Annotated in this window: 15 protein-coding genes; 7 read left to right on the forward strand and 8 right to left on the reverse strand. The window is 39.6% G+C overall.

All coding sequences use genetic code 11. The features are described from left to right. Positions 1 to 23 precede the first annotated feature (23 nt). The gene (locus QA442_RS01295; RefSeq protein WP_095431014.1) at positions 24 to 1,493 is read right to left on the reverse strand and encodes a beta-barrel domain-containing protein; all 1,470 of its coding nucleotides are present in this window, start codon (positions 1,491 to 1,493) and stop codon (positions 24 to 26) included. Then, complete coding sequence (locus QA442_RS01300; RefSeq protein ID WP_095431015.1) at positions 1,494 to 3,677, reverse strand: peptidase domain-containing ABC transporter; 2,184 nt, start codon at positions 3,675 to 3,677, stop codon at positions 1,494 to 1,496. Between the two features lie 410 nt (positions 3,678 to 4,087). Here QA442_RS01300 and QA442_RS01305 point away from each other — a divergent pair, with 410 nt between their 5' ends. The 4 genes from QA442_RS01305 (at position 4,088) to QA442_RS01320 (ending at position 5,382) form a co-directional block, all read left to right on the forward strand. Further along, complete coding sequence (locus QA442_RS01305) at positions 4,088 to 4,306, forward strand: helix-turn-helix transcriptional regulator (RefSeq protein ID WP_095431016.1); 219 nt, start codon at positions 4,088 to 4,090, stop codon at positions 4,304 to 4,306. Continuing rightward, the gene (locus QA442_RS01310; protein WP_095431017.1) at positions 4,296 to 4,721 is read left to right on the forward strand and encodes a DUF6773 family protein; all 426 of its coding nucleotides are present in this window, start codon (positions 4,296 to 4,298) and stop codon (positions 4,719 to 4,721) included. Before QA442_RS01305 ends, QA442_RS01310 begins: the two co-directional genes overlap by 11 nt. Positions 4,722 to 4,910: 189 nt before the next feature. Beyond that, positions 4,911 to 5,141 carry a hypothetical protein gene (locus QA442_RS01315; RefSeq protein WP_024123461.1) on the forward strand — a complete coding sequence of 77 codons (231 nt, stop codon included), beginning with the start codon at positions 4,911 to 4,913 and terminating at the stop codon, positions 5,139 to 5,141. A gap of 16 nt (positions 5,142 to 5,157) precedes the next feature. Beyond that, on the forward strand, positions 5,158 to 5,382 hold the full coding sequence (locus tag QA442_RS01320) for a bacteriocin (RefSeq protein WP_119995492.1): 225 nt from the start codon (positions 5,158 to 5,160) through the stop codon (positions 5,380 to 5,382). A 135-nt stretch (positions 5,383 to 5,517) separates the two neighbouring features. On the opposite strand, the gene QA442_RS01325 is transcribed toward QA442_RS01320, so the two are convergent. Next, complete coding sequence (locus QA442_RS01325) at positions 5,518 to 6,339, reverse strand: SDR family oxidoreductase (protein ID WP_103749147.1); 822 nt, start codon at positions 6,337 to 6,339, stop codon at positions 5,518 to 5,520. Positions 6,340 to 6,455: 116 nt separating this feature from the next. On the opposite strand from QA442_RS01325, the gene QA442_RS01330 reads away from it, so the two are divergent. Together QA442_RS01330 and htpG are read left to right on the forward strand one after the other, a co-directional pair. Beyond that, on the forward strand, positions 6,456 to 6,707 hold the full coding sequence (locus tag QA442_RS01330; RefSeq protein WP_279473473.1) for a hypothetical protein: 252 nt from the start codon (positions 6,456 to 6,458) through the stop codon (positions 6,705 to 6,707). A gap of 168 nt (positions 6,708 to 6,875) precedes the next feature. Beyond that, the gene (gene htpG, locus QA442_RS01335) at positions 6,876 to 8,756 is read left to right on the forward strand and encodes a molecular chaperone HtpG (protein WP_279473474.1); all 1,881 of its coding nucleotides are present in this window, start codon (positions 6,876 to 6,878) and stop codon (positions 8,754 to 8,756) included. 41 nt (positions 8,757 to 8,797) lie between these two features. Here the strand turns inward: htpG and QA442_RS01340 are convergent, their stop codons facing one another. The 3 genes from QA442_RS01340 to QA442_RS01350 form a co-directional block, all read right to left on the reverse strand. Continuing rightward, positions 8,798 to 10,183: a sugar porter family MFS transporter gene (locus QA442_RS01340; protein WP_064671725.1), complete on the reverse strand. Its 1,386-nt coding sequence runs from the start codon at positions 10,181 to 10,183 to the stop codon at positions 8,798 to 8,800. 117 nt (positions 10,184 to 10,300) lie between these two features. Further along, on the reverse strand, positions 10,301 to 10,789 hold the full coding sequence (locus tag QA442_RS01345; RefSeq protein WP_231516588.1) for an HPP family protein: 489 nt from the start codon (positions 10,787 to 10,789) through the stop codon (positions 10,301 to 10,303). A 136-nt stretch (positions 10,790 to 10,925) separates the two neighbouring features. Beyond that, on the reverse strand, positions 10,926 to 11,501 hold the full coding sequence (locus QA442_RS01350; protein WP_423856555.1) for a CGNR zinc finger domain-containing protein: 576 nt from the start codon (positions 11,499 to 11,501) through the stop codon (positions 10,926 to 10,928). 69 nt (positions 11,502 to 11,570) lie between these two features. Here QA442_RS01350 and QA442_RS01355 point away from each other — a divergent pair, with 69 nt between their 5' ends. Next, positions 11,571 to 12,041 (forward strand): hypothetical protein, encoded by a 471-nt coding sequence (locus QA442_RS01355; protein ID WP_279473477.1) that lies wholly within the window; start codon positions 11,571 to 11,573, stop codon positions 12,039 to 12,041. Between the two features lie 104 nt (positions 12,042 to 12,145). Here the strand turns inward: QA442_RS01355 and QA442_RS01360 are convergent, their stop codons facing one another. After that, positions 12,146 to 12,460, reverse strand: coding sequence for a hypothetical protein (locus QA442_RS01360; RefSeq protein WP_014481421.1), 315 nt, complete (start codon positions 12,458 to 12,460; stop codon positions 12,146 to 12,148). Positions 12,461 to 12,690: 230 nt separating this feature from the next. Continuing rightward, positions 12,691 to 13,623 (reverse strand): aldo/keto reductase, encoded by a 933-nt coding sequence (locus tag QA442_RS01365; protein ID WP_014666025.1) that lies wholly within the window; start codon positions 13,621 to 13,623, stop codon positions 12,691 to 12,693. Positions 13,624 to 13,651: the final 28 nt, after the last annotated feature.

Consider the following 13,651-nt stretch of genomic DNA (forward strand, 5'->3'; position numbering starts at 1 on the left):
TGCACATTTTCTCTAGATGGAAATTAACGTAAGTGTAATACATCTAAAAAATAATCAATATATCTTTTTGAATCAACGATAATTGATACATCAGTCTGCATGCCATTTTTTAAGTGTATTTTTGTTCCGTTATTTTTTTCAATTTCTTTGCTTTCTATTGTGCTTTCAGCAATATAAAATTTTTGTCCGTTTTGATCACTAATACTGTCTGGACTTATTTTTGTAATGACACCTTTAATTGTTTGATTTGTATTTTCAATATGGAATCTTACTTCATCTTTTTCATTAATATTTGTGATCTCATGACTCGGAATATAAATGTTAGCTTTAAGCTTCTCTTTATCAGGAACAATAGTCAAAATGGCGGTGCCTGCTTGTAAATAATCACCTGGAGATATATTTGTTAATACATTAACATAGCCGTCACTTGTTGCTTTTATTTTATATTTTTCTAATTGTAAATCTATCATCTTTAGATCATCTTCTTTTGATTTAAGAGTGGTCTGAAGATCTGTTTGCTTTTGAGATGTTTGATTTAGCAAATTTGTTTTAAGCTGTTCAATTGAAAGCTTATAATTTGTTTCCTCTGAGTTATCGGAATCACTGTCAGAATCGTCACTTTTCATTGAACTGTTAATCTCATCAAATGATTGATTTAATTCGTCTTTTTCTTCACTTAGTTTTACTAGCATATCTTGTTTTAAACTTTCAAGCTGTCCGTTTAGATTCTCTTTCTGCTGTGAGAAACTGTGTTTATCGAGCTCATCTTTCATCTTCCGTAGATCATCAAGCTGCTGCTCTAGATTTTGTTTGTTAGTTTGATAACTACTATAGTAAGAACTGTACTTATCATCCTGTTTGGCAAAGGATTTATTGTTTTTAATTGAGTCTTGCAGATCAGAAATTCTTTGAAGCTTTCGTTTCACTTTGGTTTTTGTCTTATCCAGACTATTTTTTATGCTTTTTTTCTGCTTCTTAAGGTTTTTCTGCTGAGTTTTTGCATTTTCTTTTGATGACTCTAACAAATTACTTTGTTTTTCGTACGAGAGATATTGATCTTGATAACCCCAATGATCGTCCTCGCTGAATAAATTTTTGTCATTTTCAATACTTTTTTTTAGAGTTTTGTTTAACCCAACTTGTTCTTTTACATCTTTGATATCTGCTTTAACAGCTTTTTTCTGCGCTTGGATTTCGGTATTGTCTAGAGTTAATAGGGTATCTCCCTTTTTCACCTTATTAACCTGTTTAATATCAACTGTTTTTACTTTGCCGGCTACTTCGTTTGTTACGTTGCTGTTAGGTTTGGTATATTGGATGTCAGCTGTCGTTTTTAGAATCACTTCTTTCTTTCCATAGAAACTAAAAACAATACATGCAATAAGTAAAGCTATCAGTATATATGTAAAGAAAACACCAATTGGTTTGGGTTTTGATTCGTAGAATTCTCTGCTATCCTTCAAATCATGTAAATTGAAAAAGTTACGTTTCATCTAAATTGTCACCATCTCTCTCGATGGCATTTGGTTCTCCCACAACTCATAGTACTTTCCTTTTTTCTTCAATAAATCATTGTGGTTCCCATACTCTATGATTTCTCCATTTTCCATGACAAATATTTTGTCGCAATGCATAATTGTACTTAATCGATGAGCAATTATAATTGTAGTTACATCGACAGTCTGAGCGTAAATCATCTTTGATATTCCCTGTTCGGTCGTCGTATCGAGGTTGCTTGTTGATTCATCCATTATGAGAATGTTAGGTTTTCTTAATAATGCTCTGGCAATTGCAAGTCTTTGCTTCTGGCCTCCAGATAAATTAGACCCGTTTTCCTCTACGAGAGTATCGTATCTCATTGGTAAATCATTGACAAAATCGTGTACGTTTGTTTGTTTGCATACTTCTATAATCTCTTCAAAGGTAAAACTTCCTGAGTTCCCAAGCAAAAGGTTTTCAAGAATTGATCCTTGTATAAAATGAGATTCTTGAGGTATATAACTTATGCTTTCCCTTAACGCATTGGTGTGAATATCATTTATATGATAACCATTGATTAAAACCTCACCTGATTCAGCTGTATAAAATTTCATTAAAAGCTTAGTCAAAGTAGATTTTCCTGAACCGCTTTCTCCAACAAAGGCAACTTTCTCTCCTTTTTGAATATGCAGTGTAATATCTTTTAAGATGAGCCTTCGAGTTCCGTATCGAAAATTGATTTTATTAAAAGAAAGCGGACCTGTAATAGACGACGTCGATGTTATTCGTTCCTTATTCTCTTTTAATTCGGGTTCTAGCTTTAGAATTTCTCCGAGCCTTTTGGACGCAACAGAAGCTGACTGAAGCTTAGATTGTAGGCCGATGATGTTTTGTAAAGGATTTAAGAAGTAGGTTAATAAGGCATTATATGTAATAAGCTGACCGATAGTAAGGGTGCCTTTCATGACCTGAGTTGATCCGATCCACAATATCAATGCACCGCTTGCTAAATCCAAAAACATTTTTATGGAACTCTGAAGATTATCAATAACTCCATGTTTAAAAGCTGATCGTAAGTATTTGACAAATCTTTTTTCTGTTTCAAATGACATCATATATTCCGCATTGTATGCTTTAACAGTTTCGATGCCGTTAAGCGTCTCGACAATCTTTGAAGTCAGCTGCGCATTGTTTTCCATTTCTGAGTTATTTATATTTTCGTAGGGTTTTATAAAAATCCAAACCGTCAAAATATAAAAAGGTATGAAAGCCAATGTGATGAGAAATAAAGTAGTATTCTGCAGATATAAGAAAATCCCAACCATAATAAGCATAATGGTATCGAGTATGGCCGAAAGCGATGCACTGACAACCGCATCGATCACTTTATTAGCATCAGTAAATCTGGATATAATTTCGCCGACTTTTCGATTGCTGAAAAATTTCATTGGCAATGTAAGCACATGTTGAAAGTATCCAAACATAATGGAGATACTTAATTTTTGTCCTAGGAGAATCATTAGGTATTGCCTAAAACCTATTAAGAAAACCTTAAATAAATACATAATCAAAAGGCCGATTGAAAGAATATGTAATGTGTTACTTAATCCATTAGGCAGGATTTGATCGATGATCGTCTGAAAGTAAAAAGTACCGAGGATCCCGAAGATGGTAATAATAAAGGATGCTAAAAACGTATGTATAATCAACGATTTTTGCTGAAGAATCAACCTGAAAATATCGGCACTTATATTACTTGTCTCGGTCTGTTTTTTATAAGTCTCAGTAGGTGCTAAAAGTATTAAGATGCCTGTCCAAATCTTAAAAAAATCATCTTTTTGATATGTAACGATCCCTTTTCCAGGGTCCGCAATGATAATCTTATCTTTACTAATTTTATGTATAACAACATAATGCAATAATTGTTGATCTATAATAATATGTGCAATTGCTGGAAGAGTAAATGACTGATCAAAAGCTGTATGCTCTGCACGTACAGCTTTTGCTGAAAACCCCAACTGTTCGGCGGCTTTTACCATTCCAAGAGCACTAGTACCTTGTGTATCAGTTCCAGCAATGTCACGTATATAAGCTAGAGAGAGCTTTGAGCCATAATGTTTTGCAATTGTTGATAGGCAGGCTGCTCCACAATCTTTTTGATCAAGTTGTCGTACACAATGATATCTATTAAAAAACATATACTACTCTCCATAATGAAGGTCATTTTTTAGAATATATATAATATAAAGAATAGACATCATTTTATTACATTTTCATGGTTTGTCAACCTTTTTAAGGTAAATATTTATTGTTATTTAGAGCTTTTGGCACGTTTATATAATATAAATGCGTAATTGATGTAGATAAGATATAAAGCAAGATTAAATACACCTAAGTGAAAAAAATAAGAAAGAGATATACAAAATAAACCCCCTGCGATTATATAGCTATAGAACAATTTCATTTTACCAACTCCTATTGATGTTAAATTTATTGTAAGATATAATAGACAAAATGTAAAATATATATGGATAAATGCAATATATAATTTGCATGGTTTTTTTATATATGATATGCTACAGATAAATAAACCAATGGAGACTTGCCAATGAATAATAATTTGAAGTTGGAAAGAACAAGAGCGAATTTAACACAGGAACAACTTGCCGAAAAAATTGGAGTGACAAGACAGACGATTGGATTAATTGAAAAAGGGAAGTATAATCCTTCTTTACAATTATGTTTGAAAATTTGTATAGAATTGAAGGTTACTCTGAATGATGTATTTTGGACGCATAACAGGGAGGAAGAAACTGATGAAGGATGAGAGAATAAGTCATATTGAAAATAAGATAGGTCATGAAAGCTTTCTTTTAGTAATTGCTTTGGTTTTTGTCTCTTTTATACTTTCGATTATGTTTAAAATGCCGAGCACGTTAATGACAATTATCATATTGTTTGTTGGAAGCGGATATTATGGATTAAGAGCTATGTCAAAAGGTATTTTAAGAGTCAATCTGAAAAAGAAGAAGAAGAGTTCGTACTTTCTTTTAATTGTTTTTACTTTTATTCTGTATATGGCAACGTCGGTATTATTTAAAATCATTACATTTCCTTTTACAACTAAAGAATTCTTATTCCAAATTCTTATGTATATCTTATGGCTAATTCCTTTTAGTCTCATCATGTATACTACATATAAATTTTCAAACAGGCAGCAGAAAAAAGAATTAGAGAATTAATTAAGAGAGCTTAACCTAAATAACTGAATTAGGTTAAGCTCTCTTTTACTATATATAAATTGATCGATAGGTTATAGATAATTTTATGGAAAAAAATATTGATTTAGGGTTTATTATGTAATATTATAATTCCCATGGTAAATTTATACTAGTTATTATTTACCTAAATAACTTTAAGGAGGAATATTGATGAACGCAAAAAGCATAAAAGACGTTGAACTTCAGGCATTGACTCTTGAAGAAGCTGAACAAATTGATGGAGGAAGTTATGCGAAATATCTTGGCAGTGCAGTTGTTACAGGTGCCGGCGCAGGTGTAGTCGGAGGAGTTCCAGGTGTTATTCTTGGTGCCCATGCAGGTGCAATTGCAGGGTCAGTTGGTTATTTAGGCGGGTCATTAATCGCCGGAAAATGGCTTTAAGGAGGGAATAGCATAAATGGAAAATAATAATCATCTTTCAGAATTGAACGTAAAAGAAATGGAACAAATTGATGGCGGAGGCTGGAGAAGTGCCCTTGGCGGAGCTTTTTCAGGTGCATTAGTCGGTGCTTCCACAGTAGGCGTCGGTGGAGCAGCTGTTGGCGGACCGGTTGGTGGTGCCGGCGGAGCAATTACTGGCGGCATAGTTGGCGGTATAGTTGGCGGAATAAACGCTTGGTAATAAAAATACATAAAGAACTAGCTTGAACATTATGTAACAAGACCGGCAAGAGTATATCTTTTCCCGGTCTTGTTATATTTGTATTTATATATATACATAATGTTTTTAAATTCTTCTTTTAACTGACTATCTCAGTTACTTTGTCTCTTCCTTCCATTTCTCATCAAACAGCATCTTCCCAGGCCACGTATACGCCATGATGCCGCCGTCTGCGGTGATGTCTTCTCCTGTGACGTAGGAACTGTCGTCAGAAGCGAGGAACAATGCCACCGTCGCCATTTCCTTCGGCTGGCCGAGGCGTCCGAGCGGCGTGATCCATTTGTTGGCTTCGCGGAATTGTTCGCCCATTTCCTGTTCTTTGGTGCCGGCCAGTTTATCAATCAGCGGCGTTTCGATCGTACCCGGAGAGATGGAATTAACTCGGATGCCATCTCGTGCGTAGTCGATCGCCACCGCTCTTGTCAGGTTGGTGATGCCGCCTTTTGCTGCGTTGTAGCCTGAGCGGTCAAGGTCCGCGGCACGGCCTGACATGGAGGAGGTGTTGATGATGGAGCCTCCGTTTTCGAGCATGAGCGGGATCAGGTATTTACTGCAAAGGAACGTGCCGCGCAGGTCGACGGCCATAATGCGGTCAAACAGCTCAACGGGGTATTCGTGCACTTTTCCCCCTTCCTGATCAACGCCGGCGTTATTAAACAGAATATCTATCGTTCCGCACGCCTCCTTCATTTGATCAGCAAATGCTTTCACACTGTTTTCATCTGACACATCGAGGTGAAAGGCATCCGCCTGTCCTCCGTTTTGTCTGATTGCTTCGACTGTTTCTTTCATTTGATCTGTATTGATGTCTCCGATCATTACACGCGCGCCTTCATTGGCAAAAACCTCTGCCGTCGCTTGTCCAATGCCTGTCGCGGCGCCTGTGATCACTGCGGTTTTGTTTTCAAGTCTTCCCATGACGAGACCTCCTTTTTCTATTTGTCTTCCCGCTCTATGCAGTGATAAACATGCAGAAAAAGAACTGCCAACATATGTTAAGATGGATTGGGAAATTGTTAGGAGGTTTGTGTGTTTTGAAAGTAAAGCATAAGAAGGAGCTCAAGTTTTATTGCTTTATCACGATTCCATCGGCGTTTGTTGTGCTGACTGTCATCTCTTTTGTATTGCAAGAGATTACGTTTCCGGTGACTGCAAGCACATTTCTGAATGCTTCATGGCATAATCTATTGTTTTTGATACCGTTCGGTTTGTTTTTCTACCCGGTGCATATATGGATGAAGCGGGAGTTTGGCCGTTGGAATGACCCAGAAAAAAAGAGAGGATGATGAAGCCTCTCTTTTTTTATTAGAATGAGCGTGAAAAAGAGTGAAAACAAGTCCAACTAATGTTAAATTTACATATATATGCATCTATCAATCTGATTGACAATTGTCACCCTATGTGATAAATAGATGCTGAAAAGGGTTTACATAACGTTAAAGGAGCGATCAAGAGTGGCGAAAAAAGAGTTTAAAGCAGAATCTAAACGCTTGCTGGATATGATGATTAACTCCATATATACCCAAAAAGAAATTTTCCTGCGCGAGTTAATCTCCAATTCTAGTGATGCAATTGACAAAATCTATTATAAAGCGCTGACGGACGATGCGCTTACGTTTGATAAAGACAGTTACTACATAAAGGTCGCGGCTGACAAAGATGCGAGAACATTAACCATCTCTGATACGGGGATCGGAATGACAAAGGATGAGCTGGAACAGCACCTCGGCACGATTGCAAAAAGCGGTTCCCTCGCATTTAAAAAGGAAAACGAGCTGAAAGACGGGCATGACATTATCGGGCAGTTCGGTGTCGGTTTTTACGCGGCATTTATGGTTGCCGATGTCGTGACAGTTATCAGTAAGGCACTTGGCAGCGAGGAGGCCTATAAATGGGAGTCTGCGGGTGCAGACGGCTATACGATTGAGCCGTGTGAAAAGGATTCTGTCGGTACAGACATTATCCTGAAAATCAAAGAGAACACAGAAGATGACAGCTATGACGAGTTTTTAGAGGAATATCGTTTAAAAGCGATTATCAAGAAGTACTCCGACTTCATTCGCTACCCAATTAAAATGGACACAACCATTAATAAGCCGAAGGAAGGCAGCGAAAATGAGTTTGAAGAGGTGCAGGAAGAGCAGACGGTCAACAGCATGGTGCCGATCTGGAGAAAGAACAAAAGCGAGCTGACAGATGAGGACTACGAAAAATTCTATGCTGAAAAGCATTACGGGTTTGATAAACCGCTGACACACGTTCATATCAGTGTGGATGGAGCGGTTCGCTACAACGCGATTCTATTCATCCCTGAAAACATGCCGTTTGACTACTATTCCAAGGAATATGAAAAAGGCTTGGAGCTGTATTCCAATGGCGTGCTGATTATGAATAAGTGCGCAGATCTGCTTCCGGATCACTTCAGTTTTGTGAAGGGCATGGTCGATTCTGAGGATCTGTCGCTGAACATTTCCAGAGAAATGCTGCAGCATGACCGCCAGCTGAAGCTGATCGCGAAAAACATCAGCAAGAAAATCAAAAGCGAGCTGCAAAGCCTGTTGAAAAAAGACCGCGAGAAATACGAGACGTTCTACAAGTCGTTCGGCAGACAGCTGAAATTCGGCGTGTACAATGATTTTGGCGCGAATAAAGATCAATTGAAGGATCTCCTATTATTCTACTCTTCAAAAGAGAAAAAACTGGTCAGCTTAGATGAGTACGTTTCCAGAATGCCAGAGGAGCAGAAATACATTTATTACGCGACTGGTGATTCATACGATCGCATTGAGAAACTGCCGCAAACAGAAATGGTGGCGGATAAAGGCTATGAAATTCTCTACTTTACTGAGGACATCGATGAGTTTGCGATTAAAATGCTGGCATCTTATCAGGAAAAAGAATTCAAATCCGTATCAAGCGGAGAACTTGGCATAGACACGGATGAGGATCAGAAGCAGTCCGAGGAAGAGGAAAGCAAGTATAAGGATCTATTTGAGGAAATGAAAAACATTCTGTCAGACAAGGTGAAAAACGTCAGAATCTCAAAACGGCTTAAATCACATCCAGTCTGCCTTGCTGCTGACGGCGAAGTAACAATTGAGATGGAAAAAATCTTAAACGCGATGCCTGACAGCCAAAATGTAAAGGCGGACAAAGTGCTGGAAATTAACCCGAATCACGAGGTATTCCAAACGCTCCAAGACGCGTTTGCACAGGATAAAGAAAAGCTGAGCCTGTACACAAACCTTTTATACAATCAGGCGCTTCTCATTGAAGGCCTGCCGATTCAGGACCCTGTTGAATTTACGAACAATATTTGCAAGGTCATGGTGTAAACAGAAAAAGGAATCGTCCCATAAGGAGACGATTCCTTTTTTTATAATGTACGCTCATTCAGCATTTGGTTTTGGGTGCTTTTCTTCTTTTTAAACCGGTTTTTCAGGCTTGCTTCAATTTCCTCCAAGCTTCGCCCTTTGGTTTCCGGCACCATGTAGAAAGCGAAGAAAAATGAGAGAAGACAAATGACTGAGAAAACCATAAAGACCCATGCGATGCCCATTGCGCTTAGCATCAGCGGGAAGACGAGCGACACGATCAGGTTGGCTGCCGATAACACCAAAGTCGTGAACCCTGTCGCGGCTCCGCGCGCTTTGGATGGGAAGAGCTCAGGCATGAGCACCCACACTACCGGACCCCATGTCGCCTGGTAAAAGACGATATAGACGCCGAGAAAGACTACTGTCATCCACGCTGTTGATGCGGAAAGCCCCAGTGTCAGGAGCACGCCTGATAAAGCAGCAAGGCTCAGTGTAATGCCGACACTTCCCCAGATCAGAAGTTTTTTGCGTCCGACACGGTCAATTAAAATCATGGCAGTGATACACATGATGACGTTAAGGACGCCGATTCCCATTGTGCCGAGTGCGGAAGCTGACGTGCCAAGACCAGCCTTCGTAAAAATGGTCGGCGCGTAGTAGATGACCGTGTTAATGCCGACAGCCTGCTGGAAAATAGCTAGGCCGACGCCAATCAGAAGCATAGGGCGAATCCATTTGGCTTTTAGGACGCTGAGTGTCGTTTCTTTTTTCTCAGCTTCTCCTTGCTTCATCTCTGCCAATTCCATTTCGATGTCTTTGGGATCATGAGTGATGTTCATGATTCGTCTCGCTTCTTCTTCACGGCCGCGCTTCACGAGCCATCTTGGCGATTCCGGCATGAATGCGATGCCGATTAATAAAAGCACGGCAGGCACCGCGGCCAGACCGACCATCCAGCGCCACGCTTCAAACGGTGTGAACAGGTAGTTCACGATATAGGCGAGCAAAATTCCTGTGACGATCATTAAGTTGTTCATTGTGCCGAGTGTACCGCGAATTTTTGTCGGTGCCATTTCTGAAAGATATACGGGCACAAGCGCCGTTGAACCGCCGACGGCCAATCCGAGAATCACCCTAGATGCAATCAGCATGCCGATTGTTTGAGAAAATGCGCAAGCGAGCGCTCCGATAATGAAAATGATGGAAAGGACAAATACAACCTTTCTCCTGCCCCAGCGGTCTGAGCATGTGCCGCTCAAGGCCGAACCGAAAATCGCGCCAAGGAGCAGCATGCTGACAACCAATCCTTCTGTCAATGTCGTTAAAGGAATATCGTTATTGATAAACAGGAGTGCCCCGGAGATAACGCCTGTATCGTAACCGTAAAGCAGTCCCCCTAAAGCGCCGAAAAAGTAGATCATATATTTCCTTGTGTCTTTCTTCACAAATGTCTCCTCCTCAGTTGTTGAGCCAATGAGTAACTAAAAATATGTAACAAAGTTAATAGATTAGTACCCATTTCCTATCTCATTTGAAACATTTGTTTTGAAAAAACGGAAACTTTAAAGCCAAAAGGCGGGGTATTGGCGATTTTTGCGTAAGTTATTAATAATGAGAGCGATAATCACGATGATGACAGACCCAATGAGCACGGGAAATACTAAATAACTCCAAGCATATGCCCCTTGAATGACAACAATCGGGTCGGCGCCGGCAGGAGGATGAGTGGTTTTGGTCAGCATCATCAAGCAAATGGCAAGCCCTGTCCCCAATGCAAAGGTCCATGGATGGGCGCCAAATATGTGAAGGACAACAATCCCGGTAAGCGCGGAAATAAAATGGCCGCCAATCACATTTCTCGGTTGTGATAATGGAGCATTCCAAGCGCTGAAGACGAGCACACAGCTTGCTCCAAAAGGCGCCATTAACCATGGGCTTGATGTGTAAGCGGTCAGCGAAGCGAGTGTCAGTATGGTTATAAATCCTCCGATAAGCCCTGTAACAGCGTCTTTGCCGTTTACCCGTAAAGGCGTCTTTCCTGTCCCTTTCATTTTTAAAAAGAAGTTGTTTTCCAAATTTATCCCTCCAGTATGTATAGAATAATAGGTAAATAATAACCTGTCAATTTTATTTTTAGGGGTTAGTTTTTCGGAACAATAAAAAAACCGTTCGCTGGGGAACGGATTCTTACTCATGATTTATTTTTTTCTGATGACGTGAGACCTTATGTCTGTTGCCGCATATCTTCATGGAGCACCATTTTCGTCTTCCTGTTTTATCAAGAAAAAGCAAAATGCACTTTTCATTTGCACATCGTTTCAGCTGTTGGATTTCTTTTGTGTGAATCAGCCATAACGCATCGTAAGCGATAAGCGATAAAATGGAATCATCTGGTTTTCCATTCGGAATGCGGGCAAGTTTGTCATCTATGATTTGATAAGAAAAAGGAGCGGCGGTGATTTGATCTTGTAGGAAAGAGATAAAAGCTGGGGAAGGTTCACTGCCCTCGGCGATACACTCAAAGTGTTTTCTCAGCTCAGCCCGGAATTGATGAATCCGCTGCAATTGTCCCCGGACTTCCTGTAGCGTCAAAGAACTGAGAAAAGGAGCTGTTTCTCCCATTATTTCAAACCATGTCATCAGGTCTTTTTCTGACGGGATGAGTTCGTGCCGTTTATCATAGCTTACGATTACAGTATTCACAAGATCGACAGATAGGTTATGTGTGATAAGAGGGAATTGAGCATTTGCCATTGTGATCATTCCTTTCAAAATTATTGTAAGCGCCAAAACCTTTTTTACGCAAGGATATGAATATAAGGAGGCTTTTTTATGTTGAAAAAGCAAAAGCTTAAGAAAGTATGCAGCAGCCAATTGGATGTTTTACCGCATATCAGCATTCAGGAATTTCGCCAGCCTGATTCAGAATCATTCGTTTTTTACTTAACAGCTGAAAGGCCAGAAGATAAATCAATTGAAGATGTCTTTTGTTTATTACTAGAGAGGGAAGAGTATGCCGAAGCAAGCCGGGAATGGAACAGAGCAGCAATAGAGAAAACTAGAGATGCTGTATTAACGAACATACTGGAACCGGTAATAGAACATGGGATTTTTTCCGAAATTGACGGAGCATCTGCTTTACAGCGAATCCATACCTATGAAAATAACGGTATTCAAATTGATGAGTCGCTGTTTATGGATGAAAGCAGGCATGTCGTCATCTATGATGATTGGAATTTGTTTATGGTGTTTGGTTATGAAGGGACAACAGCTTATCTATATACGTGGTTTACAACAGCATAGAGAGATGATCTTGTGATTGTCATATGCGAAATCGTTTTGGCCTGTTCTTCGATGAGGAACAGGCATGAAAAAACCTTACTCCAAATGGGGTAAGGTTTTCATTCTTATGCTGCGGGCGTAACGATTTGATTTCTTTCTAAAATCGCTTGGGATTCCTCGTTTGCTGGGCGGTATCCTTTTTCAATCAATTCTTTTATGTAGAGCTTGTTATAAATAAATGAGAAAACAATGCCGCTGACCCAGCCGCCAATTCCTAACGTAAATGAGCCAAGAGCGACAGAAATAATAAACATGATCGCAGCCCATTTTAAATCACCGCGGAATAACGCAGGGAAAAAACCGAAGAAGAAAGTCGTCCAGCTAAATCCGACTTTGACTTCCTTTGTCAGCCCGCCTTCATTTTTCAGCAAAACCTTCATCGTATTCAACCTCTTCTCTAAGATGATATTCGTAAGCAGAACCAAAGAAAAATAAGACAAAAGAAAGATTGCAATGTGCATTTTCTGCTCAACAATTCCTATCATACTACGATTTTAGGGAAAAAAGTAACTTCAATTTTAAAAAAATGAAAAAATGAAAATTTAAATCCATTTAAGTATAAATGTGCAAATAAACCCGCCTTCTTAAACGTGAAGGCGGGTTTATTTTCTTATGCGAACAGCTTATCAATAAACGAAATATCCTCTTGAGAAAGCGTCACGTCGGCTGTTTTGATGTTATCAATCAGCTGATCGGCACGTTTTGCTCCAGGGATTAAAATATCAATTTCCGGTCTTGCTAAATACCAGGCCAATACGACGTGAGGGATATCCACGTTGTGTTTCTCAGCAATCGGAGCAAGCTTATTGACCTTTCTAATATTTTCTTTGAAACGCTCGCCCTTGAAGTGTTCCTGTTCGTTGCGCAGGTCGCCTTCAGGGAACGTTGTATCTTCTGTATACTTTCCTGCCAATAAGCCAGATACGAGCGGGAAGTAAGGGATAAATGAAATATTATGCTCCTTCGTATACGGGAAGAATGTGTTTTCCGCTTCACGGTTTAACAGGTTGTATTCGCCTTGCAATACATCTACCAAACCGTCTTTGTTTGCTTCTTTCAATTGCTCTAAAGAGAAATTGGATACACCGATGGAGCGGATTTTTCCGGCTTTCTTCATCTCATTCAGCGCGTTAACGGCTTCATCCTTCGGCGTATGTTCGTCAGGGAAGTGAATGTAGAACAAATCGATATAATCGGTATTCAAACGCTTCAGGCTTTCATCAACTGACTTTTTAAGAAATGCTGGTGAATTATCAAAGACAAAGTCATTGCCTTGTTTTCTGTGAGCGGCTTTTGTCGCGATGACGACATCTTCACGGTTGAATTCACGCAGCACTTCACCGATTAATTCTTCGGAACGGCCGATCCCGTAAATATAAGCGGTGTCTAACATGGTCACGCCATTACGAATCGCCTCGCGCACCAATTCTTTTCCGGTTTCTTCATTCAGGTTCGGGTAGAGGTTATGTCCTCCGACAGCATTTGTTCCTAATCCGATAGGGAATACCTGCAAGTCTGATTTTCCGAGCTTCGCTTTTTTCATGATCTGCCTCCTAGAATAAAATGGATGA

Source organism: Bacillus stercoris, from assembly GCF_029772985.1.
GTDB classification, from domain to species: Bacteria; Bacillota; Bacilli; order Bacillales; family Bacillaceae; genus Bacillus; species Bacillus stercoris.

What these genes read in the sequence shown, in the direction of transcription:
- QA442_RS01295 (WP_095431014.1), bottom strand. Translation starts at nt 1,493, where the DNA reads ATGAAACGTAACTTTTTCAATTTACATGATTTGAAGGATAGCAGAGAA.
- QA442_RS01300 (WP_095431015.1), bottom strand. Translation starts at nt 3,677, where the DNA reads ATGTTTTTTAATAGATATCATTGTGTACGACAACTTGATCAAAAAGAT.
- QA442_RS01305 (WP_095431016.1), top strand. Translation starts at nt 4,088, where the DNA reads ATGAATAATAATTTGAAGTTGGAAAGAACAAGAGCGAATTTAACACAG.
- QA442_RS01310 (WP_095431017.1), top strand. Translation starts at nt 4,296, where the DNA reads ATGAAGGATGAGAGAATAAGTCATATTGAAAATAAGATAGGTCATGAA.
- QA442_RS01315 (WP_024123461.1), top strand. Translation starts at nt 4,911, where the DNA reads ATGAACGCAAAAAGCATAAAAGACGTTGAACTTCAGGCATTGACTCTT.
- QA442_RS01320 (WP_119995492.1), top strand. Translation starts at nt 5,158, where the DNA reads ATGGAAAATAATAATCATCTTTCAGAATTGAACGTAAAAGAAATGGAA.
- QA442_RS01325 (WP_103749147.1), bottom strand. Translation starts at nt 6,339, where the DNA reads ATGGGAAGACTTGAAAACAAAACCGCAGTGATCACAGGCGCCGCGACA.
- QA442_RS01345 (WP_231516588.1), bottom strand. Translation starts at nt 10,789, where the DNA reads ATGAAAGGGACAGGAAAGACGCCTTTACGGGTAAACGGCAAAGACGCT.
- QA442_RS01350 (WP_423856555.1), bottom strand. Translation starts at nt 11,501, where the DNA reads ATGATCACAATGGCAAATGCTCAATTCCCTCTTATCACACATAACCTA.
- QA442_RS01355 (WP_279473477.1), top strand. Translation starts at nt 11,571, where the DNA reads ATGTTGAAAAAGCAAAAGCTTAAGAAAGTATGCAGCAGCCAATTGGAT.
- QA442_RS01360 (WP_014481421.1), bottom strand. Translation starts at nt 12,460, where the DNA reads ATGAAGGTTTTGCTGAAAAATGAAGGCGGGCTGACAAAGGAAGTCAAA.
- QA442_RS01365 (WP_014666025.1), bottom strand. Translation starts at nt 13,623, where the DNA reads ATGAAAAAAGCGAAGCTCGGAAAATCAGACTTGCAGGTATTCCCTATC.